The sequence below is a fragment of the Stenotrophomonas sp. CC22-02 genome (assembly GCF_004365115.1).
Classification (GTDB): domain Bacteria; phylum Pseudomonadota; class Gammaproteobacteria; order Xanthomonadales; family Xanthomonadaceae; genus Stenotrophomonas; species Stenotrophomonas forensis.
The window spans coordinates 16,794-40,719 of record NZ_SOCO01000002.1 but is presented as its reverse complement, the minus strand read 5'-3'; the positions used below and the strand labels follow the sequence as shown (position 1 = coordinate 40,719).

Sequence of the window (23,926 nt, the reverse complement as noted above, 5' to 3'; positions counted from 1 at the left end):
GCACATCCTCGCAGAACCCTTCCAGGCCCGGTATTCAAATTTTCGTCAAGTTTGCCGGGGACGGCGTGCCGACCAAGGTCGGCACCCACCCGATCAGCTGTAGCGCGCCTTCAGCATCGCCCATGCCGAGCGCAGCGCCAGCGCTTCGCCACCGGCCGGACGGCCCGGTCGCTCGCCGTCGTTCCAGGCATAGACGTCCAGATGGGCCCAGCGCTGGCCGTCTTCCAGGAAACGTTCCAGGTACAGCGCGGCGGTGACCGAGCCGGCCATGCGCGAACCGGCATTGGCCAGGTCGGCGATGCCACTGGTCAGGTAGCGCAGGTAGGGGCGCCACAGCGGCATGCGCCAGACCGGGTCACGGGTCGCGTCGCCGGCCTGCAGCCACTGCTGGGCCACACCGTCATCGTTGCTGAACAGCGCCGGCAAGTCCGGGCCCAGTGCGATGCGTGCGGCACCGGTGAGGGTGGCGAAGTCCAGCACCAGGTCGGGTTTCTGCTCGCTGGCGAAGGTCAGCGCGTCGCACAGGATCACGCGGCCTTCGGCGTCGGTATTGTCGATCTCCACGCTCAGGCCCTTGCGCGTGGCGATGACTTCGCCCGGGCGGAAGGCATCGGGGCCGATCGCGTTTTCCACCGCCGGCACCAGCAGGGTCAGCCGCACCGGCAGCCCGCGCGCCATCACCAGGCCGGCCAGGGCCAGCGCGTGCGCGGCGCCGCCCATGTCCTTCTTCATGTTGCGCATGCCGTCGGCCGGCTTGATGTCCAGGCCGCCGGTGTCGAAGCACACGCCCTTGCCGACCAGCACCAGCGCCGGGTCGGTGTCCTTGCCCCAGCGCAGCACGACCAGGCGCGGCGCGCGGTGCGAGGCGCGGCCCACGGCGTGGATGGCCGGGAAGTTCTGCTTCAGCAGCGCATCGCCGGTGATCGCCTCGACCTCGGCGCCATGCGCGTCGGCCAGCGCACGTGCGGCGTCTTCCAGCTGCTGCGGACCCATGTCCTCGGTCGGGGTGTTGACCCAGTCACGCACGCGCAGGCTGGCGGTGATCAGGTCGGCCGCTTCGCCGGTGGGGGCGGCCACCAGCTGCGCCGGCGCACGGTGGCGCTTGCGGTAGCGGTCGAAGCGGTAGCTGCCCAGGCCCCAGCCCAGCTGCATCAGCGCCTGTTCGGCGGCCGGCAGTTCGCTGGCCAGCTGCCACACGCTGCCTTCCGGCAGGGCGTGCGGAGCGTGCGAGTAGCTGTAGGCGTCGGCGCGATCACCGACGCCGATCACCGCACCGGCCAGGCCGTCGGCACCCGGCAGCAGCGCGGTGCTGAAGGCGCCGGCAGTAAACCCCTGCGATGCCAGCCAGGCCTGGGTGGCGGCCGGCTGGCCCTCCTTCCAGGCTGCGAACTGCTCGCGGTCCAGCACGTACAGCGGCAGCGCTGCGGTGGTGTCGGTGGTGAAACCAGTGATCTCGCTCATGCGTCAGATACTCCGGGGTGCGGCAGCGTCGAGGTTGGCATCCAACCAATCGGCCAGGCCGGTGAGGGTGTCGAACTGCAGGTCCGGCTGCAGCTGCGGATGGGTCCAGGTGGCGGCTTCACGGTTGATCCAGCATCCGCGCAGGCCTGCGGCGATCGCCCCGGCCACGTCCATCTCGGCATGGTCGCCGACATGCAGCACCTGTGCCGGCGCCACACCCAGGCGGGTGCAGGCGGCGTGGAAGATGCTGGCCTCGGGCTTGGCCGCGCCGTGTTCGCGCGCGCCCAGCTGGAAGGCGAAATGATGGGCCAAGCCGATCCGTTCCAGATCGGCGTTGCCATTGCTCAGTGCCGCCACCGGCACCCGCGCGGCAATCCGCGCCAGTGCCTCGATCGCATCGGGGTAGCACTCGACCTGGTTGCGCGCGGCGTAGAACACTTCATACGCCGGCTCCAGCAGGTCGAGGCTGGCGCCGCTGCCGTGCAGGGCTTCGTGCAGGGTCAGCCGGCGCAGTGCGCTCAGGTCGTGATGGAGGTGCGGATGGGCGTGGTACAGGCGCTCGCGCAGTTCGCGCATCGCTGCCACCGGATACATCGCGGCGGTGGCGGGGCTGTGTTCACGCATCCACTCGTGCAGGACCAGGTCGATGCGGGCGCCGATCGGAGCGAACGGCCACAGCGTGTCGTCAAGGTCGAGGGTGATGGCTTGGACGGGGAAATTCACCCCGCCATTCTACGCCTGCCCGCGCGGGCTTTCATTCCAGCAGGCGCGCCCAGCCCTGCATGCCGTCCAGCCGTGCCAGCACCAGCTTGATGCACACCAGCAGCGGCACTGCCAGCAGCAGCCCGATCATGCCCCAGGCCCAGCCGAACACCATCAGCGCCAGGATCAGCACCAGCGGCGACAGCTTCATGCGCCGCCCCAGCACGATCGGGGTCACCACCTGGCCCTCCACGGTATGCAGGGCCAGGTAGGCCGCCGCCGGCAGCAGCGCCTGCAGCGGGTCGCTGAATTCCACGAAGCCCATCAGCAGCATCAGGGCCACGCCGATCAGCGGGCCTACATACGGCGCGAAATTGAGCAGCGCCGCCACCGTGCCCCACAGCAGTGCGTCCTGCAGGCTGATGCCGAACAGCATCAGGACGCCGGCAAACACCAGCCCGACCAGGGTATTGATCACGCTGATGGTCAGCACGTAGCGCGAGACCTCGCGCTCGATCGAACGCAGGATGTCGCTGGTGAAGCGCTGTTGCTGGCGGTTCGGGAACAGCGCGATCGCCGCGCGCTGCAGGTTCTGCCCGTAGATCATGAAGAACAGGGTCAGCAGCACCACCGCCAGCACCGAGGCGGCCAGCCGTGGTGCACGGGTCAGCATGCGGTACGGGTCGTCGAGCTGGGTGCGGATCACCTGCACCTTGCGGTTGCTGTCACCGCCGGCGACGCGCGCGAAGTTCTCCGCGGCCTGGTTGGCCTGCTGCACCGGCTTGGTCAGGTCCTGCACCTGGCGCGCGACCTTGCGCAGCTGCTGCGGGGCTTCCTGTGCCCACTCCATCGCCGGGCCGATCAGCTGCACCGCCAGCGCACCGGTCACGCCGAGACCGGCGCCGAGCACCAGCAGAGCGCCCAGCGCACGTGGGATCCAGAGCTTCTGCAGCAGGCGCAGGATCGGGTTGCCGACCAGCGCGAAGAACATCGCCAGCAGCACCGGCAGGATGATGTCCTGTGCGGCCCACAGGGTGTAGCCCACCGCCAGCGTGGCCAGCACCACCAGCGACATCGGCCCGCGCGGGCGCGACGGTGGCGGCAGCGGCGCCTCGGGTAGTTCGGGGCCGGCCGCTGACGGGGACAGGAGGGGCTCGCTCATCGACGCATCAACCGGGAAGGGAAGCGCATTATCCGCCGGCCGCGATCGGCGCGGCGGATTCCATCCATCAACGTTCGGACAGCTCAGTGGCCGCTTCGGCCGGACGCGGCTCGCGCAGTTCCGGTTCCGCCGCCGGCTGTGCTACCGGTGCCGGGCGAGCGGCGGATGCCGATGCGGCCGCCTGTGCCTGTTCGCTGGCATCGTCGGCTTCTTCGGCTGCATCGTCGGCGGTGGCTGCGGCCTGCGCCGCCATGGCCGTAGCGAACGCGGCCTGCGCGCTGGCGAACAGGTTCGAGACAGAACCCACCATCTGCAGCCAGCGGGCGCCGTTGACCTTGCCCGGCACTTCTAGCTTGCCGGCAATGAAGCCGCCGGCCAGGCCGACCACCACGATGCGCAGCGGCGACCAGCCCTGGCGCCAGACCTGGCTGAGCGTGGACCAATGGTCCTGGGTCTCGACCAGTCGCACCGTCACCACCTGTTCGCAGCGTTTCACCCGCCGCTGCAGCGCACCGAACTTCATGGCTTGCCCTCCGGCAGCTGCACATCGGCATCCGGGTCATCTTCGTTGGGTTCGTCGAACAGGCCCAGGCGAGACAGCTGGCGCCGGGTGGCGTGCATGCCGGTGTGGTGGAAGAAGTAGGACACCCGCCAGATCGCATAGCCGGTCACGGCCAGGCTCAGCAGCGAGGTGATCAGCAGGGCCTGCAGCCAGCTCAGGCCCCAGCTCTGCAGCAGGGCGATGAGGGTGGCCGCCATCAGCAGCCAGGCCGACGCGCCGAACACGATCGCCACGCCGGCCCAGGCCAGCGCACGGCCGAACGCACTGCGCGCCAGTGCGAAGTCGGCCGAAGCCAACCGGCGCAGCGAGCGCAGCGAATGCTTGGCCGAATCGGCGGCGGCACGGCCGGCCGCACCGACCTGGCGGATGCTCTCATCCAGCGGCGGGGTGGCCGCCGGATCAGGCGCTTGCGCGTTGTCTTCGCTCACGCTGCGGCTTACTTGTCGCTGCTGCCGCGGGCCAGCTTGGCGATGATCCAGCCGGCGGCGAAGGCGACGCCGAACGAGGCCAGCGGACGTTCGCGGATCAGTTCAGCGGCGCTGTCGATAAGATCCTTGCCCTTGTCCATCAGTGCATCGACCTGTTCCTTGGCGGCGGCACCACCGAACTCGGCGGCGGCCAGGCCGGACAGCGCGCTGTCGGACAGTTCGGCCTTGACGTTGGCCTTGCCGATGCGCAGTTCATCGGTCGCAGCACCGGTTGCGCCCTTGATCGCACCGCCGGCGGCCGTGGCGGCCTGCTTCAGGTGGGAACCGGCTTCACCCAGGTGTTCCTTCAGGTTCTCGGTATTGGTGGGGCTCATCGAATCACTCCTGTTGCGATGGGGGAACGGGTGTCGGCGGTGCCGACCTGGACTGACAGCAATAGCATTGCCGGGGTATAGGGGGTGTTACGGCGGGGCGATCAGCGCATCACGAGCTGGCCCTGCTGCTGGCCGTTGTTGCGCAGCACGCGCAGCACCAGGGTCGGCGGGCGCTGCTGGAAGTTGGCGCGCCAGCTGGCCAGGTCGGCGAATTCACCCACCGTGGCGTCGGTGATGATGTCGCCCTGCTGCAGGCCGTTGCTGGCCGCGCGACTGCCGCGCTTGACCTCGCTGACCAGCACGCCGCCAACGCCCGACTGGCGCAGCGATTCGGGCAGGTCGACGAAGGTGGCGCCGCCCAGGCGCGGGTCCAGGCTGTCGCCGGTCACTGCACGTGCCTGCTCCTTCAGCGTCGCCTTGATCTGCAACGGCTTGCCTTCGCGGCGCACGTCCAGCGTCAGCGGGCTGCCGACCGCGGCCAGGCCTTCCACGTTGTGCAGCGCCTCGGCGCTGTCCACGCGCTGCCCATTGGCCGACACCACCACGTCGCCTGGCTTCAGGCCAGCGGTCGCGGCGGCCGAACCAGCCAGCACGCGGGTGATCAGCGCGCCGCGGCTTTCGCCCAGGCCCAGGCCCTGCGCGATCTGCGCGGTCAGGTTCTGGCTCTCCACGCCCAGCGTGCCGCGCACCACCACGCCATGCTTGACCAGCTGGTCGACCACGCTGCGCGCCAGGTTGGAGGGAATCGCCAGGCCCAGGCCGATGTTGCCGGCCATGCTGCCCTGCGGATTGAAGCTGGCGGTATTGATGCCGACCAGCTGGCCCTGCAGATCGACCAGCGCGCCGCCGGAGTTGCCCGGATTGATCGACGCATCGGTCTGGATGAAGTTCTGGTAGCCCAGGCCGCGGATGCCGCTGCGGCCCACAGCCGAGACGATGCCGGAGGTAACCGTCTGGCTGAAGCCGAACGGATTGCCGATGGCCACCACGAAGTCGCCCACCCGCAGCTGGTCGCTGTTGCCCAGTTTGATGTCGGTCAGGTTCTGCGCCGGGATGCGGATCAGCGCGATGTCGGTATCGCGGTCCGAACCGAGGAATTCGGCCTTGACCGTGCGCCCGTCGGCCAGCGTCACCTGCACGTCATCGGCGTTGTCGATGACATGGTGGTTGGTCAGCACCAGCCCTTCCTTGGCGTCGATGATCACGCCCGAGCCCAGCGATTCATTGATGCGTTCCTGCGGGATGTCCGGGAACAGGCGGCGGAAGAACGGGTCGTTGAAGAAGGGGTTGCGCACGCGCACCACCTGCTTGGTGTTGACGCTGACCACTGCCGGCATTGCCTTCTCCAGCATCGGCGCCAGCGACGGCACCGCCTGTCCGGCCACCGAGGCCGGCAATGCCGCGGTGGTCGGCAACACCGCCGGCAGCGGTGCGGCATCGGCGCGGTTGTCCAGGTGGGCATTGAGCCCGGTGGCAACGAAGCCACCGAAGGCAGCGGCGATTGCGAGCGTGAGCAGGGTGGGGAGCGGTCGCATGGGCGTCGGTTCGCAGGCGTGGATGGGGGCGGTTCGGCCCTACGGTAAAACAAGCTGAATGAGTGTGTCGCGATCTGGATAAATGCGCCATGAAAACCGCGTGCCCGGCAGGCGGATCCGAATGCCGGCGGCGAGGCCAAAGCGACCGTCATCGCAGCGATGCGTGCACTGCCGAAGGTCGCCGACGGCGATGTGGACACAGACGGATACCTGCGCAGTTCCGCGCAACCGGGTGCCGCAATGCGCCACAACCTGCGCGGATCACCGCATCGGTGCCGGCCGCTGCGGTGCTCGCCGTTCTGCGCGTGGCGTGTGTGGCGCAGTCCTTAAAAAAAGGGGTTTGCTGCAAAGCTGTCGTGCTGGCGACCGTGCCTGGCTACACCATTGCCGTCGCAGCAGATGCGATTGGTGGCGCATGCCCCGTTCCACGATCGTCAATGTCGGTATAGCATCGCCCCGTTTTGATACTAAAGGCCCGCAGGAGGGCAACATGAGCAACGGTAATGGTGTGTCGGTCGTGACCGACGCCGTCGAGAACGTCAAAGAAACCGCCACCAATGTTGGCGAGACCATCGCCCACGCCGCCGAAGACGCCGTGAAGTCGGTCAAGAAGACCGTCAAGCGCGCCACCAAGGCTGCCGGTACCCGCGTTGCCAAGGCCAGGAAGGCCGTGGCCAAGGTCGAGAAGACCGTTGCCAAGAAGGCCGAGAAGGCTGCCAAGTCGGTCGGCAAGACCGTTGCCAAGGCCAAGCAGAAGCTGGAAGCCGCCAAGAAGAACGCCAAGGCCGAAGCCGCTGCCCTGAAGAAGGAAGTGGCCAAGAAGAAGGCGGCTGCGGGCAAGGCTGTGACCAAGAAGGCCGCCGCTGCCAAGAAGACCACCAAGGCCGCCACCAAGGCTGCCGGCAAGAAGGTCGCCACCGTGAAGAAGGCCGCCACCAAGAAGGCTGCCGTCGCCAAGAAGACCGTTGCCAAGAAGGCCGCGGCCGCCAAGAAGGTGGTCGGCAAGAAGGCCGCCACCGCCAAGAAGGCTGTGGCCGAGAAGACCGTCGCCGCCAAGAAGGTCGCCGGCAAGAAGGCCGTGGCTGCGAAGAAGGTGGTCGGCAAGAAGGTTGCCGCCACCAAGAAGGTCGCTACCAAGAAGACCGCTGCGGCCAAGAAGGTTGTCGGCAAGAAGTCGGCCGTTGCCAAGAAGGCCGTCGGCAAGAAGACCGCTGCGGCCAAGAAGGTGGTTGGCAAGAAGACCGCCGTCGCCAAGAAGGCGGTTGGCAAGAAGGTTGCCGCCACCCGCAAGACGGTCGCCAAGAAGGCTGCGCCGCTGAAGAAGGTTGCCGCCAAGAAGGCTCCGGCCAAGAAGGCCGTGCGCAAGGTCGCCAAGCGCAAGTAATCGCGCCGTGACCGAAGGCCCTGCCATCCTCCGGGTGGTGGGGCCTTTCGCGTTTCTGGGACATGGCCTGGGGCAAGATGCAGGCTCTTCCCGCCGGAGTGCCGAGCATGCGCGGTATCGACTTCAGTTCCTGGCAGGGCGTGCTGTCCACGTTGGCCGGCCTGGTCCTGATCACCCTGCTCGGCGTGGGTATCCGCCTGCTGATGATGCAGACCCTGCAGCAGCGTCGCGAGCGCGAGAACCGGCAGATCAATGAGCGGCTGCGCACGCTGATGGCCGCCTACAAGACCCTGGGCGGTTCGTTCACCGGCGAACTGGGGGTGGACCCCAGCCATCGCCGCGACCTGCGCCAGCGCGAAGACGCCGAAGGCATCGCCGAACCGCGTTCGGATCGCGCCCGCCGCATCCGCGATGCGGTCGAGGCGGCACTGTCGGACATCCTGCTGCTGGGCACCGACGAACAGGTGCGGCTGGCTGCGCGCGCGGCCAACGAACTGGCACAGGGGCGACCGGTGCACACCCACGACCTGGTGGTCTCGCTGCGCGATTTCGTGCGCGAAGCACTGGACCTGGCGCCGATCCCGGCCGACCTGCAGATCCCACCGCAGGGCCCGACCCGGCCCGGCGCCAGCGGCGGCGGCAAGGGCCGCAATGACGGCGATGCCAAGGGCGCCCGTAGTGGTGGAGGCGGCGGTGGCGGCGGCGGAATGGGGGCCGGCATGGGCCTGGGTGCCGGCGCCGCACTGGGCGCCGGCCATGCCGCTGCCAGCGATGACACGGACGCGCGCTGAGCGCGCCCGCACGCTTCAGGGCGTCAGTTCGTAGATCGGCACGAAGCCGCCGTAGATCATCCGCGCGCCGTCGAACGGCATCGGATTCTTCGCCGGATCCAGCCGCGGATCTTCCATCATCTTCTGCATGCCGGCGTCGCGGGTCGCCTTGTCCGGCCATTCGATCCAGGAAAACACCACCGTCTCATCCGGCGTGGCTTTCACTGCGCCGAAGAAGTCGGTGGTCTTGCCGTGCGGTACGTCGTCACCCCAGCACTCGACCACACGCAGCGCGCCGTATTCGATGAAAACGGGATCACCCGCGCGCGCATGGGCGAGGAACTTCTCCTTGTTGGCGGTGGGCACCGCCAGAACGAAACCATCGATGTAGCTCATTGCCTGCCTCCGGATGGACCGCGCCGCATGCACGGCCTTCAAGTACCCGACGAACCACGGGGCCGTGGATCGACAACGCTGGAAAGGTGGGAGAAAGCTGGAACATGAGTAATGCACGCGCGCCGCGCGCGTATGCCAGAGAGAGCCTGAATCAAGGCAAAAAATTCAGCAATGCGAAGACCGCTGTTTTCAGGGAGCGTTGTGGCGAATAACGGAGAATTTACATTCCCGATGCGATGGCGCCCTGGCGCTGCTGCACACCATAAGAAAGTAAAGGTGTACCCCCATGAAGAATTCGCTGATTGCTCTGGCCCTGGCCGCTGCCCTGCCGTTCACCGCTTCGGCCGCTGAGAACCTGTCCTACAACTACGCCGAAGCCAACTACGCCAAGACCGACAACGATGCGTTCAAGTCCGACGGTTGGGGCGTGAAGGGTTCCTACGGCTTCCTGCCGAACTTCCACGCCTTCGGTGAGTACAGCCGCCAGGAATTCGACCACACCAACGTCAAGCTGGACCAGTGGAAGATCGGTGCCGGCTACAACGTTGAAATCGCTCCGTCGACCGACTTCGTTGCCCGCGTTGCCTACCAGAAGCTCGACCAGAAGCACGGTGTGGACTTCAACGGCTACAGCGCTGAAGCCGGTGTCCGCACTGCCTTCGGCGCCCACGCCGAAGTCTACGGCCTGGTCGGCTACGAAGATTACGCCAAGAAGCACGGCGTCAATCCGGATGGCCAGTGGTACGGCCGCCTGGGTGGTCAGGTCAAGCTGAACCAGAACTGGGGCCTGAACGGCGAGCTGAAGATGAACCGTCACGGCGACAAGGAATACACCGTCGGCCCGCGCTTCAGCTGGTAATTGCTGCCCCGGCGCGAGCGCGCGCTGGAAACGCTCCGACAGGCCCGGCTTCTGCCGGGCCTGTTGCGTTTGCGATGGCGCAAAACGGAATGCCATATGACTGCTGGGTCACGCAGGCCTGGCATTGCAAGGAATTGGATTCCGCCGCTGCGGGCTCCGTTCTACCGTGGCGGTCCCATGTTGCTGGACATGCCCCCCATGCCGCCCGCACTTCCACCCCTGCTTCCCGACCGGCCCCAACGCCTGGCATTGCTGGACCCGCATCCGGTACTGCGATTGGGCGTGGAAGTGCTGTTGCGACAGCAGAGTGGCGTGCAGGTCCGGGTGAGCCTGTCCAGCGAGGCGCATCTGCTGCAGCTGCTGGAGCGCAGCCCGACCTGTGTGGACCTGCTGCTGATCGACGCGCTGCCGATGGGAGATCTGGGCGATGGATTGGCCCTGCTGCGCCGCTTGTCGCAACGCTGGCCGGCGCTGCCGGTGCTGGTGTTGTCGGCACACTGCAACGCCAGCACGGTGACCAGCAGCATGCGTGCCGGCGCGCGTGGCTTCCTGTCCAAGTCGACCGCGCCGGATGTGTTGCTGCATGCGATCGACGTGGTGGCCCGCGGAGGATGCTTCGTGCCACCGGAGCTGCGCGCGGAACTGAACGCATCGCGGGCGCGCAGCACGCCGGCGCCGGTGCTGGCGCCGTTGAGCCGACGCGAGCGCGAAGTGCTTGGCCTGGTGCTGAAAGGGGTCAGCACCGGCGAGATGGCGCTGCGATCGGGACGTTCGGCCAGCACGATCAGCTCGCAGAAAACCTCGGCCTACCGCAAGCTCGGCATCCGCGGCGACGGTGACCTGTTCCGCTTCCGCCACCTGCTCGATTGCGGGTGAGAGGGCTTATTCGCCCTGGTACTGCTTCTCTTCCACCAGCGCCGAACCGGCCACGCGGTTGATCTCGTTCTTCACCTGCACGCGCTCGCCGTTTGTGCCATAGACGCCGCGCGCCAGCTGGATGAACGCCTCGTCGAACACCTGGGCCGCTTCCTTGTCGCGCAGCTGATCCTGGATATCCCACATGCGTTCGTTGATCACCTTCAGCTGCTGCTTCAGCGCGGCCAGCGCCGGCTGTGCCTGCAGCTGCTGCTGCAGCAGCGGCAGAAGGCCGTCCAGCTCGGTGCGCACATTGGCCAGCTTGGCGGCATCGTCGATGCGCTCGGCCTTGATCTCGAGAATGGTGATCTTGTCGATCAGCTCGCCGATCGATACCGGGGTCAGGATGGCGTCCACGCGGTTGGTTCCTGGAAACAGGCCGCCATGATAACGCGCCCGTATCGAAGCGCCGCCCATCCTCGGGATTTACGCCGAATTTGCGCTGCGGGCCGGGCAACGCCCTCGATCCGTTACGGCCCGGCCCTCGACACTGCCGTCCCGGCGGCAGGACCGCCTTCGACGAGGAAAACAGTGCAGTGAACAGCAAGGGGACGATGGCGGCCATGGTGGCCGCCCTGGCAGGGCTGCTTGGAATGGGCAGTGCGCAGGCCCAGGTACAGGTCAGTGGCAGCGCGGCGTTGACCAGCGACTACGTGTGGCGTGGCAGCTCGCAGAGCGATGGTGACCCGGCGGTGCAGGCCGGTGCGAAAGCAGCCATCGCATCGGGCTGGTACGCCAGCGTGTGGGGCTCGAACGTTTCGTTCAAGCCGGACAATGGCGCGCGCAGCGAGTTCGACCTGGTGGCGGGCTGGTCCGGCACGCTCGCGCCGGATTGGGCGCTGGATGCCAACCTGACCCGCTATGTGTACCCGGGCACCGGTCGCGCGCTGGACTGGACCGAACTCAATGCCACCGTGACCTGGAAGCAGCGCGCCTGGCTGCAGGTCGCGCATTCCAACGACGCCCTGGCCGGTGGTCATCGCGGCACCTACGCCCAGCTGGGCGTGCGCGTGCCGCTGCACGAGCGGTTCCGCCTGGAAGCGGCGGTGGGCCAGTACTGGCTGGCCACCGCGCAGGGGCCCGACTACCTGCATGGCCAGCTCAGTGCGGTTGCCACGCTGGCGCCCGCCTGGGAGCTGCGCGCCACCGTGCACGACACCGACAGCGCGGCCAAGCGCCTGTTCCCGGGCAATGCCGGTGGACGCTGGGAGCTGGCGCTGCAGGGCAGCTTCTAGTTCGACGCCGCAGCCTGGCGCGCGCGCAGCGCGCCGGGCAGCCACAGCAGCAGGGCCAGCACCGCCACCGCGGCACCGGCCACGCACACGCCGGTCCAGCCGAAGCGCTGGTAGACCTGCGCCGACAGCAGCGAGCCCAGCGAGCCACCGATGAAGTAGCCGGTCATGTAGCCGGCATTGAGCCGGTTGCGCGCGGCAGGCTGCAATGCATAGATCAGGTTCTGGTTGCTGACGTGCAGCAGCTGCGCAGCCAGGTCCAGCACCACCACTCCGACCAGCAGCGCCAGCAGCGAACGTGCAGACAGCCCCAGCGGCAGCCACGACAGCAGCAACAGCACCAGTGCGATGGCGGTGGCGCGGCCGGTCTGCCCACGGTCGGACATGCGCCCGGCCAGGCCCGCGGCCAGCGTGCCGGCGGCGCCGACCAGTCCGAACAGGCCGATGGTGGCATCGCTGTATTCATACGGCGGTTGTGCCAGCAGGAAGGCGAGCGGGGTCCAGAAGATCGCGAACATGGCGAAGCTGCAGGCACCGAGCAGGGTGCGCTGGCGCAGCACCGGCTCCTGCACGAACAGCACGCCGATCGAGCGCAGCAGCGCGAAGTAGCCCAGGCCGGCGCTGTGATGGAAACGCGGCAGCCCGCGCTGCAGCGCCAGCGCGGTCAGCACCAGCGTGCCGGCGGCAATCGCATACACCAGGCGCCAGTCACCCAGGCTTGAAAGCAGGCCGGCCACGGTGCGTGCCAGCAGGATGCCCAGCAGCAGGCCACTCATCAGCGTGCCGACCACTCTGCCCCGATGCTCCGGCGCCGCCAGCGTGGCGGCGAACGGCACCAGCACCTGCGCCACTACCGAGAACAGACCGGTGATCGCGGTACCCACCAGCAGCCAGGTCAGCGACGGTGCGCAGGCGCTGATCACCAGGCCGCCCGCCGACAGCAGGCTCATCACCACGATCAGGCGGCGGCGTTCGAACAGGTCTCCCAACGGCACCAGCACGATCAGTCCGGCCGCGTAGCTCAGCTGCGCGGCGGTGACCACCATGCCGACCTGGCCGAACGGCACGCCGAAGGCATCGGCGATGGTGTGCAGCAGTGGCTGCGCGTAGTAGTTGCTGGCCACCGCGACACCGGTGGCGACCGACATCAGCAGCACCTGCCAGCGATGCAGTGGGGGGAGAGTGGAGCTCACACGATGTTCCAGAAAGCGGGGTGCACAGTGTCCGCCTGCTGCAGTCATGATGGAAATGAATCATCATCATCCCTGTCATCTGGAAATGAGATGGTTACGTGAATCTCAAGCAGCTCGAATTCGCCGTGGCCCTGGCCGAGGAGGGCAACTTCACCCGTGCCGCCGAGCGCTGCCACGTGGTGCAGTCCGCGCTCAGCCACCAGATTGCCTACCTGGAGCAGGAACTGGGCACGCCGCTGTTCGAGCGCCTGCCGCGCCAGGTACGCCCGACCGCCGCAGGCGAGGCACTGCTGGTGCACGCGCGCCAGGTGCTGGCCAGTCTGCGCCACCTGCGTGCCGACGTGGCCGCCGTCAGTGGTGAAGTACGCGGGCTGCTGGCGATCGGTCAGATTTCGTCGCTCACCGACATCGACGTGGTGGCGATGCTGGCCGCCTTCCAGCAGGCGCACCCGCAGGTGGAGTTCCAGCTGCGGGTGGAAAAGAGTGAAGTGCTGATCGCGCAGGTGCAGTCGCGCGCGCTGGATGTGGCACTGGTCGGGCTGGCGCCGTCGGCGGCGCTGGATGGCGTCTGCCACCGCATGCTGCAGGAGGAGGATCTGGTGGCGGTGCTGGCGCCGTCGCACCGGCTGGCCAGGCGCAAGCGGCTGCCCCTGGCCGAACTGCAGGATGAGGCACTGGTCGACTTCCCGCGCGGTACCGGTGCGCGCCGGCAGACCGATGATGCGTTTGCTGCCGCGGGACTGCCGCACACGGTGCGCTTCGAGGTCAACCTGATGGAACTGGTCGAGCGTTTCGTCCGCCACGGGTTGGCGGTCGGCATCGTGCCGGCGTTGATCGCCGACGGTTTCGAGGGCGTGGTGCAGATTCCGCTGCATCCCACCCCGACCCGCCGCGTGCACCTGGTCTGGCAGCGGGTGCCGACGCCGGCGGCGCGCGCGTTCGTCGAAGCCGTGCTCAGCCGCGCAGGCGCAGGCTCAGGCCCTTGAGGAAATTGCGCAGCATCTGGTCCAGGCAGCGCCGGTAGTTGGCGTGGCCGGGTTGGCGGAACAGCGCGCCGACTTCCGACTTGGATGCCTTGAAACCGGCGCTGGCGAAGATCTCCATCAGGTCCACGTCACGCAGCTGGAACGCCACCCGCAGCTTCTTCAGCACCAGGTTGTTGTCGATGCGGGTTTCCACCGCACGCTGCGGCTGGCTCTCGTCGCGGCCGCGCAGGTGCACGATCAGGCCATCGAGGAAGTGCGCCAGCGCGCTGTCGCTCATTGCTTCGAAGCCGGCTTCGTCCTCGCGGCGCAACCAGGCCTTGACCTGCTCGGTATCCACGGCGAACGCCGGATCGGCCATCTGGCACAGGGTCACCACGTGGTGGTCGCCCAGGTCCAGGGAGTAGCGCACGCTGCGCAGGACATCGTTGTTGATCATGGCGCAATTGTACCGGTCACCCCGACAGGTGGGGCCGGATCTGGCCGATCCGGCAACGCAAGCCCCGGCTGACGGTGCCAGAATGGGGGTCTGGTTCCCCACGGAGTTGCCTGCATGACCCGCACCGTCCTGATTACCGGCGCCACCTCCGGCTTCGGCGCCGCCGCCGTCCACCGCTTCGCCCAGGCTGGCTGGAAGGTGATCGCCACCGGCCGTCGCAGCGAGCGCCTGCAGCCGCTGGTCGAGCGCTATGGCAAGGACGTGGTGCATGCCGCCGCCTTCGACATCCGCGATCCGGTGGCGATGGAAGCGGCCCTGCTGACGTTGCCGCCCGCGTTCGGCGAGATCGATCTGCTGGTCAACAATGCCGGCCTGGCGCAGGGTACCGCGCCGGCGCAGGGCGCCAGGCTGTCGGACTGGACCACGATGATCGACACCAACATCACCGCGCTGGTGACCCTGACCCATCGCCTGCTGCCGCAGCTGGTGGAGCGCAAGGGCGCGATCATCAACATCTCGTCGGTGGCCGGCGTCTATCCGTATCCCGGTGGCAATGCCTACGGCGGTACCAAGGCCTTCGTCAGCCAGTTCTCGCTGGGCCTGCGTTCGGACCTGCACGGCACCGGCGTGCGGGTGACCACGATCGAACCGGGCATGGCCGAAACCGAGTTCACCGTGGTGCGTACCCATGGCGACCAGAACGCGTCGGACAAGCTGTACAGCGGCGCCAACCCGATGACCGCCGAGGACATCGCCGAACAGATCTTCTGGGTGGCCACGCTGCCGCCGCACCTGAACATCAATCGCCTGGAACTGATGCCGGTCAGCCAGTCGTTCGCCGGTTTCCAGGTCGCCCGCGAAGGCTGACCGCTCTTCGTAGCGTCGAGCCATGCTCGACTGCTTTGAACGGCCGTCGAGCATGGCTCGACGCTACGCAAGCAAAAAAAAGCCGGGCAATGCCCGGCTTTTTCCGTTCAGCCCCGAAGGGTCACTGTGCCTTGATCGCCATCGCCTGCAGACCGGTGCCATCCAGCTTCTGCTTGGCCTCGGACAGTTCGCCGGCGCTGCCATACGGCCCCATGCGCACGCGGTACACGGTCTTGCCGTTGATCTGCGCCGACTCCACGCGTGCGGCCAAGCCCATCATCGCCAGCTTGGCCTTGGTCGCTTCGGCATCGCCGGAAGCACCGAACGCGCCCGCCTGCAGGATGTAGCGGGCGTTGTCCACGGCGGCCGGTGCGGCAGCGGCCGGGGTGCTGGCTGCTGCCGGTGCGGTTTCCATACGCGCGGCCGGCGTGGCCGCGGCGGTGCTGGTCGATGCCGGCGGCGTGCTGGCCGGCGGCGTTGCCGCGGCCGGACGCTCGCTCAGCGGAGCTGGCAGCGAACGGTTGGTGGCTGTCACCTGCGCGGTGCTGGCGACGCTGGCGGTCGCTGCCGGCGCAGGTGCGGTGGCCGCAGCCGGCGGTACCGGCTTGCCTTCCAGTGCGGCCTGCGCGCGCTGCGCCTCGGCCTTGGCCCGGCGCTGGTCCTCGGCGCGCGCGCTGGCGGCCAGTTCGGCGTCGGACATTTCAACTTCCTTGCCCGGCAGCAGGGTGTAGAAGTCGTACTGGGTGGCGGCCGGCTTTTCAGCTTCGGCCGGCTTCGGCGTGGCCGGCTGCGCGGCCGGCTGGGTACCGACATCGCTGTCGGCATCGGCGACCGGGGCCGGCTGCGCGTTCGGGTTCGGCTGTGGGCCGGCGCGCAGGAAACCATCGCCTTCGCCCTTGAACAGGTTCGGCGCCGCCAGGAACACCACCGCAGCAATGGCCACACCGGCGACCAGCCACACCCATCCGGGTGTGCCCTGGCTGCCGCTGTTGCGTCGTGCCTGGCTTTTGCCGCGTCGTGCTGCCATGAGTACTGCGTCTCCTGATGCTTACATTTTTTCCGGGGCACTGACGCCCAGGAGGTCGAGGCCGTTGGCCAGTACCTGGCGTGCCGCGCAGGCCAGGGTCAGCTTGGCATTGCGATCAGCGGCGTCATCCACCAGTACCGGCGTCCCGTGATACCACGTGTGGAACGCGTGCGCCAATTCACGCAGGTACTGCGCCACCAGATGCGGTTCCAGCGCCACGCCGGCCGCTTCCACCACTTCCGGATACCGCGAGATCTCGTTCATCAGCAGCAGCGAGGCGTCGTCGGCCAGGCGGCCGAGATTGGCCAGGCCGTTGCCCTGCTCGTACACCAGGCCCTTTTCCTGCGCCTGGCGCAGCAGGCTGCAGACGCGGGCATGCGCGTACTGGACGTAGAACACCGGGTTGTCGTTGCTCTGCTGGCGGGCCAGGTCGATGTCGAAGGTGAGCTGCGAATCGGGCTTGCGCGCGATCAGGAACCAGCGGGTCGCGTCGCGGCCGGCTTCTTCGATCAGGTCGCGCAGGGTGAAGTAGCTGCCGGCACGCTTGGACAGCTTCACTTCCTCGCCGCCGCGCATCACGGTGACCATCTGGTGCAGCACGTATTCCGGCCAGCCCTGCGGGATGCCCACTTCCATCGCCTGCAGGCCGGCGCGCACGCGCGCCAGCGAGCCGTGGTGGTCGGCGCCCAGTTCGGTGATCGCGCGCTCGTAGCCGCGCTGCCACTTGGACAGGTGGTAGGCCACGTCCGGCACGAAGTAGGTGAAGGTGCCGTCGGACTTGCGCATCACGCGGTCCTTGTCGTCACCGAAGTCAGTGCTGCGCAGCCACAGCGCGCCGCCTTCCTCATAGGTGTGGCCGGAGGCCTGCAGCTTGGCCACCGCTTCGGCTACCTTGCCGTCGGCATACAGCGAGCTTTCCAGGAAGTAGATGTCGAAGTCGACGCCGAACGCGGCCAGGTCCAGGTTCTGCTCGTTGCGCAGGTAGGCCACGGCGAAGCGGCGGATCGCCTGCATGTCATCCGGGTCCTTGGCACCGACCACGGTGCTGCCTTCCAGATCGACGCTGGCGCCGGCCATGTAGGCGCGGGCCACGTCGGCGATGTATTCACCGCGATAGCCACCTTCCGGCCAGCCGTCCTGGTCGGGCGCGATGCCCTTGATCCGGGCCTGGGTGGACAGCGCCAGGTTCTCGATCTGCACGCCGGCATCGTTGTAATAGAACTCGCGCTTGGCGTTCCAGCCATTGGCATCGAGCACGCGCGCCACGCAGTCGCCGATCGCCGCGGCGCGGCCGTGGCCGACGTGCAGCGGGCCGGTCGGGTTGGCCGACACGTACTCCACGCCCACCGTGCGGCCATTGCCGGACAGGTTGCGGCCGTAGTCATGACCTTCCTTGATCACCGACGCGGCTTCGCGCTGGTACGCGGCCGGGGCCAGGTGGAAGTTGATGAAGCCGGGCCCGGCGATCTCGACCTTGCTCACGTCCTCGCTGCGCGGCAGCGCCTCGACCAGCGCCTGCGCCAGTGCGCGCGGATTGCTGCGCGCGGCCTTGGCCAGCAGCATGGCGGCGTTGGTGGCGAAGTCGCCGTGGTCGCGGGTCTTCGGGCGCTCGACCACGAAGTCCGGCGGCAGGGAGTCGGCGGGCAGGGTGCCATTGGCGCGCAAGGCTTCGATGCCTTGGCTGATCAGGGCGCGGAGGAGATTTTTCACGAGGCCTGCTGTGAGAATGAGCGGCGGAATCGCCCATTTTAGCGCAGATACCAGTGACCACGCTGACCAGGACATGCCTGCGGGGACGGCCGGTGGCCCCGGGCGAGCGGGCGCTCAGCCGAACAGGCGGGGCTGGGGCGGGGACAGCAGGCCTCGTTCAGCAAACGAAACGGGGCGGCCCTCGCCCACCACGAAGTGGTCCAGCAGGCGTACGTCCACCAGCGCCAGCGCCTGCTGCAGCTCATCGGTGATGCGGGTGTCGGCCCCGGAGGGTTCCGGATCGCCCGAGGGATGGTTGTGGCTCAGGATCACCGCCGCCGCGTTGTGCAGCAGGGCGCGCCGCACCACTTCACGCGGGTAGACCGGGGCGGCGTTGATGGTGCCGTGGAACAGTTCCTCGCAGGCGATCAGCCGGTGGCGGTTGTCCAGGAACAGGGCCATGAAGATCTCACGGGCCTGGCCGCGCAGGCGGTGCTGCAGGTAGCGGCCGACCGCAGCGGGGTTGTTGCCGACCGCCTCGCCGTGCTCCAGCTCGGCGGCAAGGTAGCGGTGGGCCAGTTCCAGCCCGGCCGCCAGCGTACAGCTGCGCGCCGGGCCGAGCCCGGGCAGGCGGGCCATCTCGCCGGCGGGGCGGTCGAGCAGCGTCCGCAATGGACCATGCGCCTGCAGCAGGTCGCGCGCGGTCTGCACGGCATCGCGGCCACCGAATCCGGAGCCGAGGAACAGCGCCAGCAGTTCGGCGTCGGAAAGTGCCGCAGGCCCGCGGGCGATCAGCTTCTCGCGGGGACGTTCCTGTTCGGGCCAGTCGTGGATGGGCATGCGCGCATCATCGCGGGCCCTGGTGGCGGCTCCCATCAGGACACGCCGCGGCCCCGGGTCGGCGCATGCCTCACTCGCGCCGGGTCTTCAGGTAGTCGAACAGCTCCTGGTTGTTCTGCAGGCCCAGCTTGCGCTTGGCTTCGGCCTTCTGACGGCTGATCGTCTTCGGGCTGCGCCCGCAGCGCTCGGCGACGGCATTCACGTTGAGCCCGGCCGCGAGGAGGTCCAGCACTTCCTGCTCGCGTGCCGAGAGGGGGGCCGGTTCGCGTGGAAACAGCAGGTCGCGGGCCTGCAGGTGGTGGCGCAGCTGCTGGGAGACGAACACCTGCCCGGCCAGTGCCGCGTTCAGCGCCTGCGGCAGTTCGGCGAAATCGGCGCATTTGTCCACCAGGCCGCTGATGCCTTCACGCAGCAGGCCATCGAGCAGCCCGGGGTGGCGCACGCCGGTCAGTACCACCACCGGCAGGCCGGGGTGGCGTGCGCGCAGGGCATCGATCAGGTCCGGGCCGTCCGGGCCGGCCCCCGGCATCGACAGGTCGGTCAGCACCACGTCGCAGTCGTGGCGGGCCAGCAGCTGCAGCAGCCCGGCGCCGTCGCAGGCGCTGCCGACGATCTCCATCAGGTGGTCCTGCAGCACGATGCGGATGCCGTGCAGGACCACGGGATGATCGTCGGCGATGATGATGCGCGGATGCACGCGGCTCCTCGGAGATCGAACAGACCCCTGCACGCAGCGGCCAACGCCTGATTCTGCAAAAGGGCAGGGCCACAGAGGTATAGGAAAGGTCCGAAAGCGTTGCCGGTAAATCCCGGGCCGAAGCAGGAGGACTCCATCTGCTGATAGCTGTCGGCTATGTGCGCCCTGCATCGGGACATTACCGGCCATCGGGTAAGCTAATGCCCTCGTTTGCACAGGAATTCCAGGTGGCTGACTCCCCCAACGCTTCCTCCGCGCCGGCCCGCGCGCTGGAAGGTCAGAAACTGCTGTTGTGCGTGGGAGGCGGGATCGCAGCCTACAAGGCCCTGGAACTGGTGCGCCGCCTGCGCGACGCGGGGGCCCAGGTGCAGGTGGCGATGACCGCCGGTGCCCAGCAGTTCGTCACGCCGCTCAGCTTCCAGGCGCTGTCCGGGCAGCCGACCCGCACCACGTTGTGGGACAGCGCCGCCGAACAGGCCATGGGCCACATCGAGCTGGCCCGCTGGGCCGACCGCATCGTGGTCGCGCCGGGTACCGCCGATCTGCTGGCACGGCTGGCCCAGGGCCACGCCGATGACCTGGTCAGCACCCTGTGCCTGGCCAGCACCGCGCCGCTGACGATCTGTCCGGCCATGAACCACCGCATGTGGCTGCACCCGGCGACCCAGGCCAACATCGCCCTGCTGCGCCAGCGTGGCGCGCAGGTGATCGGCCCGGTCGATGGTCCGCTGGCTGAAGGCGAATCCGGCCCCGGCCGGCTGGCCGAGCCGGGCGACATCGTCGCCGCGCTGGCCGCCAACGGCGGCGCAGCGGCCCCCGTGGCGCCGCCGGAAACCCGCGCGCTGCAGGGCCTGCGCCTGCTGATCAGTGCCGGCCCCACCTACGAGGACATCGATCCGGTGCGCTACGTGGGCAACCGCAGCAGCGGCAAGATGGGCTTCGCCCTGGCCGCCGCAGCGGCGGCGATGGGGGCGCAGGTGGTGCTGGTCAGCGGCCCGGTGCAGCTGCCGACGCCGCCCGGCGTGCAGCGTGTCGATGTGCGCTCGGCCGCGCAGATGCGCGATGCCGTGCTGAAGTCGCTGCCGGCCGACATCTATATCGGTGCCGCCGCGGTGTCCGATTACACGCCGCGCCAGGTGGCCGCGCAGAAGCTGAAGAAGACCGCCGACAGCCAGTCGCTGGTGATCGAGCTGGTGCGCACGCCGGACATCCTGGCCGAGGTCGCCGCGCAGACGCAGGCGCTGAAGCTGGTGGTCGGCTTTGCCGCCGAGACCCACGATGTGGAGAAATACGCGCGCGGCAAGCTGATCGACAAGCGCCTGGACCTGGTGATCGCCAACCAGGTCGGCATCAGCGGCGGCGGCTTCGAGAGCGACAACAATGCCGCCACTGCCTTCTGGCAGGACGGTGAACAGGTATTCCCGGCCACCTCCAAGCGCGAGCTGGCCGAACAACTGCTGGCGCTGATCGCGCGGAGACTCCAGGCATGACCCAGGCTTTCACTTCCCAACCGCTGCAGGTCAAGCTGCTCGATCCGCGCTTCGGCGACAGCTGGCCGCTACCGGCCTATGCCACCGAAGCCAGCGCCGGCATGGACCTGCGCGCGGCGCTGGATACCGCGCTGACCCTGCAGCCCGGTGATACCGCGCTGGTCCCCAGCGGCCTGGCCATCCACATCGCCGATCCGAACCTGTGCGCGGTGATCCTGCCGCGTTCGGGGCTGGGCCACCGCCACGGCATCGTGCTCGGCAACGGTACCGGCCTGATCGACGCCGACTACCAGGGGCCGCTGCTGATCAGTGTCTGGAACCGGGGCCGCGAGGCCTTCACCATCGAGCCGGGCGATCGCATCGCTCAGCTGGTGGTGGTGCCGATTGCCCGCGTCAGCCTGCAGGTGGTGGATACTTTCACCGACAGCGTGCGGGGAACGGGTGGATTCGGCCATACCGGGGTGCGTTGACAGGGGACATCGATGAGCGGCATCGGGGAAGGACAGCGGGGACGGTCGTTGGGACGCAGCGCGCCACTACTGGGGGTGCTGCTGGTCCTGCTGGCCGGCTGGTTCGGATGGAGCGCGGTGCAGCAATGGCGGCAGGAGGCCAACGGCCAGGCGCTGGAACACGCGCGTGACCAGGCCGTGCAGGGGCTGCAGGAGGCCGCCGCTGGCCAGCTGAAGCAGCTGCAGCAGCAGTTGAAGAATGAACGTGTGCAGCAGGCCCTGCAGGCCGGCGATGCCGCCGCGGCAGCGCTGGCCGTGCGCGAGAGCTGGACCGGCGTGGAGCAGGTGGACGTGCTGGCTGCGGATCTGGCCAACGCCTATGCCGACCCCGCCACCTTCGGCTATGCCCGGTTGGCACTGCTGGAATCCGCACTGGCCGACGGCAAGCCGCGCCTGCGCGTGGTCCGCGATGGCGGTGGCAACCGCCTTGGCCTGGCGGCACCGGTCGCGCTGGGCAACCTGGGCCCGGCCGTGATCTATGTGCGCCAACCGTTGCTGCGCCTGACCTCGCCGCTTGACCAGGTGAGTGCGCCGTCCACCGGCTTCCTCGGCCTGCGCCAGGGCTCGCACGATCTGGTGACCCAGGGCAATGCCCATCTGGCTGAGAGCGCCGAGGCGCTGGCGCGGCCGGTGGCCGGCACCCCGATGCGGCTGGTGGCTGCGGTGCCCAATGTCGAACCGGGCCCGCTGGGACTGGGGGCGCTGGCCAGTGCCATCGTTGCGCTGCTGCTGGCCTTCATCGCGGTGCTGCTGGTGGTCGGTCGTGGCCGCCTGCCGAAGAGTCTGCCGCTGCCGCGTCGCGCCGTGGCGGCCGACGCCGATCAGGGTCCGACGCTGAGCGAGAGCCTGCAGATGGCACCGCCGCCGGCGGCCACCGCCGCCGCCAGCGAGGAAGGCGCGCCGCCGCCGCCGCCTCCGGTACCGGCCGAGGAACTGGCGGCCGGCATCTTCCGTGCCTATGACATCCGTGGCGTGGTCGGCAGCGAACTGACGCCGAAGACCGCAGCGCTGATCGGCCAGGCCATCGGCACTGCGGCGCTGGAGCAGGGCCTGCGCGAGGTGGTGATCGGCCGCGACGGCCGCCTGTCCGGGCCGGAGCTGGCCGCGGGACTGGCCGAAGGCCTGCGCCGTGCCGGCTGCGCGGTGATCGACATCGGCCTGGCACCGACCCCGCTCGTGTACTACGCCGCGTTCCATCTGCGTACCGGCACCTGCGTGGCGGTCACCGGCAGCCACAACCCGCCCGAGTACAACGGGTTCAAGGTGGTCATCGGCGGCGAGACGCTGTCCGGTGATGCCATCACCGATCTCTACCAGCGCATCATCGAGGGCCGCCTGGTGCAGGCCGCCGAACCGGGCGATTACCAGCAGCGCGATGTCAGCGCCGACTACATCCAGCGCATCGCCGATGACGTGCAGCTGGACCGCCCGTTGAAGGTGGTGGCCGACGCCGGCAACGGCGTCGCCGGCGCACTCGCACCGCAGCTGCTGGAAGCGATCGGTGCCGAAGTGATTCCGCTGTACTGCGATGTCGATGGCAGCTTCCCCAACCATCATCCCGACCCCAGCGAACCGGCCAACCTGGAAGACCTGGTGCAGACGGTCAAGCGCTTCGGCGCCGATCTTGGCGTGGCGTTCGATGGCGATGGCGACCGGCTGGGCGTGGTCACCGGCGAAGGCAGGATCATCTACGCCGATCGCCTGCTGATGCTGTTCGCCGCCGATGTGCTGATGCGCAACCCGGGCGCGATGGTGATCTACGATGTGAAGTGCACCGGCAAGCTGTCCGATCATGTGCTGCGCAACGGCGGCAGCCCGCTGATGTGGAAGACCGGTCATTCGCTGATGAAGGCGAAGATGCGCGAGACCGATGCCGAACTGGCCGGCGAGATGAGCGGCCACTTCTTCTTCAAGGAGCGCTGGTTCGGGTTCGACGATGGTCTGTACGCCGCCGCGCGCCTGCTGGAAATCCTGGCGCAGCGCGAGGAAACGCCGGACGAGGTACTGGGCGAGCTGCCGGAGATGGTGGCTACGCCGGAACTGAAGGTGCCGGTGGCCGAGGGCACGCCGCACGCGCTGGTGGCGATGCTGGTGGCAGCGGCGCAATCGCCGGACAACCCCTATGTGGGCGGCCGACTGTCGACCATCGATGGCCTGCGCGTGGACTTCCCCGATGGCTGGGGCCTGGTGCGTGCCTCCAACACCACGCCGGTGCTGGTGCTGCGTTTCGAGGGCAACGACGAGGCCGCACTGGAACGCATCCAGGCGTTGTTCCGCAGCCAGCTGCAACCGGTGCTGGGCGACACCCCGCTGGGGTTCTGATTGATCGGGATTGGATCGATCGGGTAGTGCCGGCCGCTGGCCGGCAACCACAGGATGGATCAGGGGTTCATGAGGTTGCCGGCCAGCGGC

Annotated in this window: 25 protein-coding genes; 10 read left to right on the top strand and 15 right to left on the bottom strand. The window is 68.4% G+C overall.

The annotated features are described in order from the left end of the window. Positions 1–93: 93 nt before the first annotated feature. The 7 genes from N440_RS18085 to N440_RS18055 form a co-directional block, all read right to left on the bottom strand. Positions 94–1,461: a M17 family metallopeptidase gene (locus N440_RS18085; RefSeq protein WP_133936083.1), complete on the bottom strand. Its 1,368-nt coding sequence runs from the start codon at positions 1,459–1,461 to the stop codon at positions 94–96. 3 nt (positions 1,462–1,464) lie between these two features. Then, a complete protein-coding gene (locus N440_RS18080; RefSeq protein ID WP_004153832.1) occupies positions 1,465–2,184 on the bottom strand; it encodes an HAD-IA family hydrolase in 720 nt (239 codons plus the stop codon). Positions 2,185–2,215: 31 nt separating this feature from the next. After that, positions 2,216–3,325 carry an AI-2E family transporter gene (locus N440_RS18075; RefSeq protein ID WP_040006610.1) on the bottom strand — a complete coding sequence of 370 codons (1,110 nt, stop codon included), beginning with the start codon at positions 3,323–3,325 and terminating at the stop codon, positions 2,216–2,218. A gap of 67 nt (positions 3,326–3,392) precedes the next feature. Beyond that, positions 3,393–3,848 (bottom strand): hypothetical protein, encoded by a 456-nt coding sequence (locus N440_RS18070; protein WP_053509538.1) that lies wholly within the window; start codon positions 3,846–3,848, stop codon positions 3,393–3,395. Then, the gene (locus N440_RS18065) at positions 3,845–4,315 is read right to left on the bottom strand and encodes a phage holin family protein (RefSeq protein ID WP_133936082.1); all 471 of its coding nucleotides are present in this window, start codon (positions 4,313–4,315) and stop codon (positions 3,845–3,847) included. The genes N440_RS18070 and N440_RS18065 overlap by 4 nt, the downstream gene beginning before the upstream one ends. Positions 4,316–4,323: 8 nt before the next feature. Further along, positions 4,324–4,689 (bottom strand): hypothetical protein, encoded by a 366-nt coding sequence (locus tag N440_RS18060; protein ID WP_004153835.1) that lies wholly within the window; start codon positions 4,687–4,689, stop codon positions 4,324–4,326. Positions 4,690–4,790: 101 nt separating this feature from the next. Further along, positions 4,791–6,224: a Do family serine endopeptidase gene (locus N440_RS18055; RefSeq protein WP_053448547.1), complete on the bottom strand. Its 1,434-nt coding sequence runs from the start codon at positions 6,222–6,224 to the stop codon at positions 4,791–4,793. 490 nt (positions 6,225–6,714) lie between these two features. On the opposite strand from N440_RS18055, the gene N440_RS18050 reads away from it, so the two are divergent. Both N440_RS18050 and N440_RS18045 read left to right on the top strand, forming a co-directional pair. Next, on the top strand, positions 6,715–7,608 hold the full coding sequence (locus N440_RS18050) for a histone (protein WP_133936081.1): 894 nt from the start codon (positions 6,715–6,717) through the stop codon (positions 7,606–7,608). 107 nt (positions 7,609–7,715) lie between these two features. Next, positions 7,716–8,399 carry a hypothetical protein gene (locus N440_RS18045; protein ID WP_133936080.1) on the top strand — a complete coding sequence of 228 codons (684 nt, stop codon included), beginning with the start codon at positions 7,716–7,718 and terminating at the stop codon, positions 8,397–8,399. Between the two features lie 15 nt (positions 8,400–8,414). Here N440_RS18045 and N440_RS18040 read toward each other — a convergent pair whose 3' ends face one another. Then, a complete protein-coding gene (locus tag N440_RS18040; RefSeq protein WP_004153839.1) occupies positions 8,415–8,774 on the bottom strand; it encodes a DUF1428 domain-containing protein in 360 nt (119 codons plus the stop codon). A 286-nt stretch (positions 8,775–9,060) separates the two neighbouring features. Between N440_RS18040 and N440_RS18035 the strand changes: the two genes are divergently transcribed. Beyond that, positions 9,061–9,633: an Ax21 family protein gene (locus N440_RS18035; protein ID WP_133936079.1), complete on the top strand. Its 573-nt coding sequence runs from the start codon at positions 9,061–9,063 to the stop codon at positions 9,631–9,633. 198 nt (positions 9,634–9,831) lie between these two features. After that, on the top strand, positions 9,832–10,509 hold the full coding sequence (locus N440_RS18030) for a response regulator transcription factor (RefSeq protein WP_166671581.1): 678 nt from the start codon (positions 9,832–9,834) through the stop codon (positions 10,507–10,509). Positions 10,510–10,515: 6 nt separating this feature from the next. On the opposite strand, the gene N440_RS18025 is transcribed toward N440_RS18030, so the two are convergent. Beyond that, a complete protein-coding gene (locus N440_RS18025; protein ID WP_133936077.1) occupies positions 10,516–10,905 on the bottom strand; it encodes a DUF6165 family protein in 390 nt (129 codons plus the stop codon). Between the two features lie 179 nt (positions 10,906–11,084). On the opposite strand from N440_RS18025, the gene N440_RS18020 reads away from it, so the two are divergent. Beyond that, positions 11,085–11,783, top strand: coding sequence for a TorF family putative porin (locus N440_RS18020; RefSeq protein WP_133936076.1), 699 nt, complete (start codon positions 11,085–11,087; stop codon positions 11,781–11,783). Here the strand turns inward: N440_RS18020 and N440_RS18015 are convergent. Beyond that, positions 11,780–13,021 carry an MFS transporter gene (locus N440_RS18015; protein ID WP_133936075.1) on the bottom strand — a complete coding sequence of 414 codons (1,242 nt, stop codon included), beginning with the start codon at positions 13,019–13,021 and terminating at the stop codon, positions 11,780–11,782. The two genes, N440_RS18020 and N440_RS18015, sit on opposite strands and share 4 nt — an antisense overlap. Positions 13,022–13,071: 50 nt before the next feature. Between N440_RS18015 and N440_RS18010 the strand changes: the two genes are divergently transcribed. Beyond that, complete coding sequence (locus N440_RS18010) at positions 13,072–13,959, top strand: LysR family transcriptional regulator (protein WP_133936074.1); 888 nt, start codon at positions 13,072–13,074, stop codon at positions 13,957–13,959. Here the strand turns inward: N440_RS18010 and N440_RS18005 are convergent. After that, on the bottom strand, positions 13,928–14,395 hold the full coding sequence (locus tag N440_RS18005) for a DUF1456 family protein (protein ID WP_008265228.1): 468 nt from the start codon (positions 14,393–14,395) through the stop codon (positions 13,928–13,930). The genes N440_RS18010 and N440_RS18005 overlap by 32 nt on opposite strands. 114 nt (positions 14,396–14,509) lie before the next feature. On the opposite strand from N440_RS18005, the gene N440_RS18000 reads away from it, so the two are divergent. After that, positions 14,510–15,262, top strand: coding sequence for an SDR family NAD(P)-dependent oxidoreductase (locus tag N440_RS18000; protein ID WP_133936073.1), 753 nt, complete (start codon positions 14,510–14,512; stop codon positions 15,260–15,262). A gap of 121 nt (positions 15,263–15,383) precedes the next feature. Here the strand turns inward: N440_RS18000 and N440_RS17995 are convergent, their stop codons facing one another. The 4 genes from N440_RS17995 to N440_RS17980 form a co-directional block, all read right to left on the bottom strand. Continuing rightward, positions 15,384–16,289, bottom strand: coding sequence for an SPOR domain-containing protein (locus tag N440_RS17995; protein WP_133936072.1), 906 nt, complete (start codon positions 16,287–16,289; stop codon positions 15,384–15,386). A gap of 21 nt (positions 16,290–16,310) precedes the next feature. Beyond that, complete coding sequence (gene argS / locus N440_RS17990; RefSeq protein WP_053509554.1) at positions 16,311–17,999, bottom strand: arginine--tRNA ligase; 1,689 nt, start codon at positions 17,997–17,999, stop codon at positions 16,311–16,313. Positions 18,000–18,113: 114 nt separating this feature from the next. Beyond that, positions 18,114–18,818, bottom strand: coding sequence for a DNA repair protein RadC (gene radC / locus N440_RS17985; RefSeq protein WP_049457357.1), 705 nt, complete (start codon positions 18,816–18,818; stop codon positions 18,114–18,116). Positions 18,819–18,888: 70 nt separating this feature from the next. Then, on the bottom strand, positions 18,889–19,515 hold the full coding sequence (locus tag N440_RS17980; RefSeq protein ID WP_133936071.1) for a response regulator transcription factor: 627 nt from the start codon (positions 19,513–19,515) through the stop codon (positions 18,889–18,891). 200 nt (positions 19,516–19,715) lie between these two features. Here N440_RS17980 and coaBC point away from each other — a divergent pair, with 200 nt between their 5' ends. From coaBC to N440_RS17965, 3 genes are read left to right on the top strand one after another with little or no spacing between them, the layout of a single operon-like run. Next, complete coding sequence (gene coaBC, locus N440_RS17975; RefSeq protein ID WP_133936070.1) at positions 19,716–21,005, top strand: bifunctional phosphopantothenoylcysteine decarboxylase/phosphopantothenate--cysteine ligase CoaBC; 1,290 nt, start codon at positions 19,716–19,718, stop codon at positions 21,003–21,005. Further along, positions 21,002–21,475: a dUTP diphosphatase gene (dut, locus tag N440_RS17970; protein ID WP_021204751.1), complete on the top strand. Its 474-nt coding sequence runs from the start codon at positions 21,002–21,004 to the stop codon at positions 21,473–21,475. The genes coaBC and dut overlap by 4 nt, the downstream gene beginning before the upstream one ends. Before the next feature lie 12 nt (positions 21,476–21,487). Continuing rightward, positions 21,488–23,836: a phosphomannomutase/phosphoglucomutase gene (locus tag N440_RS17965; protein WP_133936069.1), complete on the top strand. Its 2,349-nt coding sequence runs from the start codon at positions 21,488–21,490 to the stop codon at positions 23,834–23,836. Positions 23,837–23,926: the final 90 nt, after the last annotated feature.

Excerpts from the sequence above, each read along its gene's own strand:
- coaBC (WP_133936070.1), top strand. The coding sequence starts at position 19,716 with ATGCCCTCGTTTGCACAGGAATTCCAGGTGGCTGACTCCCCCAACGCT.
- N440_RS18075 (WP_040006610.1), bottom strand. The coding sequence starts at position 3,325 with ATGAGCGAGCCCCTCCTGTCCCCGTCAGCGGCCGGCCCCGAACTACCC.
- radC (WP_049457357.1), bottom strand. The coding sequence starts at position 18,818 with ATGCCCATCCACGACTGGCCCGAACAGGAACGTCCCCGCGAGAAGCTG.
- N440_RS18085 (WP_133936083.1), bottom strand. The coding sequence starts at position 1,461 with ATGAGCGAGATCACTGGTTTCACCACCGACACCACCGCAGCGCTGCCG.
- N440_RS18070 (WP_053509538.1), bottom strand. The coding sequence starts at position 3,848 with ATGAAGTTCGGTGCGCTGCAGCGGCGGGTGAAACGCTGCGAACAGGTG.
- N440_RS18055 (WP_053448547.1), bottom strand. The coding sequence starts at position 6,224 with ATGCGACCGCTCCCCACCCTGCTCACGCTCGCAATCGCCGCTGCCTTC.
- N440_RS18005 (WP_008265228.1), bottom strand. The coding sequence starts at position 14,395 with ATGATCAACAACGATGTCCTGCGCAGCGTGCGCTACTCCCTGGACCTG.
- N440_RS18015 (WP_133936075.1), bottom strand. The coding sequence starts at position 13,021 with ATGACTGCAGCAGGCGGACACTGTGCACCCCGCTTTCTGGAACATCGT.
- N440_RS18050 (WP_133936081.1), top strand. The coding sequence starts at position 6,715 with ATGAGCAACGGTAATGGTGTGTCGGTCGTGACCGACGCCGTCGAGAAC.
- N440_RS18030 (WP_166671581.1), top strand. The coding sequence starts at position 9,832 with ATGCCGCCCGCACTTCCACCCCTGCTTCCCGACCGGCCCCAACGCCTG.
- N440_RS17995 (WP_133936072.1), bottom strand. The coding sequence starts at position 16,289 with ATGGCAGCACGACGCGGCAAAAGCCAGGCACGACGCAACAGCGGCAGC.
- N440_RS18060 (WP_004153835.1), bottom strand. The coding sequence starts at position 4,689 with ATGAGCCCCACCAATACCGAGAACCTGAAGGAACACCTGGGTGAAGCC.
- N440_RS18045 (WP_133936080.1), top strand. The coding sequence starts at position 7,716 with ATGCGCGGTATCGACTTCAGTTCCTGGCAGGGCGTGCTGTCCACGTTG.
- N440_RS18000 (WP_133936073.1), top strand. The coding sequence starts at position 14,510 with ATGACCCGCACCGTCCTGATTACCGGCGCCACCTCCGGCTTCGGCGCC.
- N440_RS17965 (WP_133936069.1), top strand. The coding sequence starts at position 21,488 with ATGAGCGGCATCGGGGAAGGACAGCGGGGACGGTCGTTGGGACGCAGC.
- dut (WP_021204751.1), top strand. The coding sequence starts at position 21,002 with ATGACCCAGGCTTTCACTTCCCAACCGCTGCAGGTCAAGCTGCTCGAT.
- N440_RS18040 (WP_004153839.1), bottom strand. The coding sequence starts at position 8,774 with ATGAGCTACATCGATGGTTTCGTTCTGGCGGTGCCCACCGCCAACAAG.
- N440_RS18035 (WP_133936079.1), top strand. The coding sequence starts at position 9,061 with ATGAAGAATTCGCTGATTGCTCTGGCCCTGGCCGCTGCCCTGCCGTTC.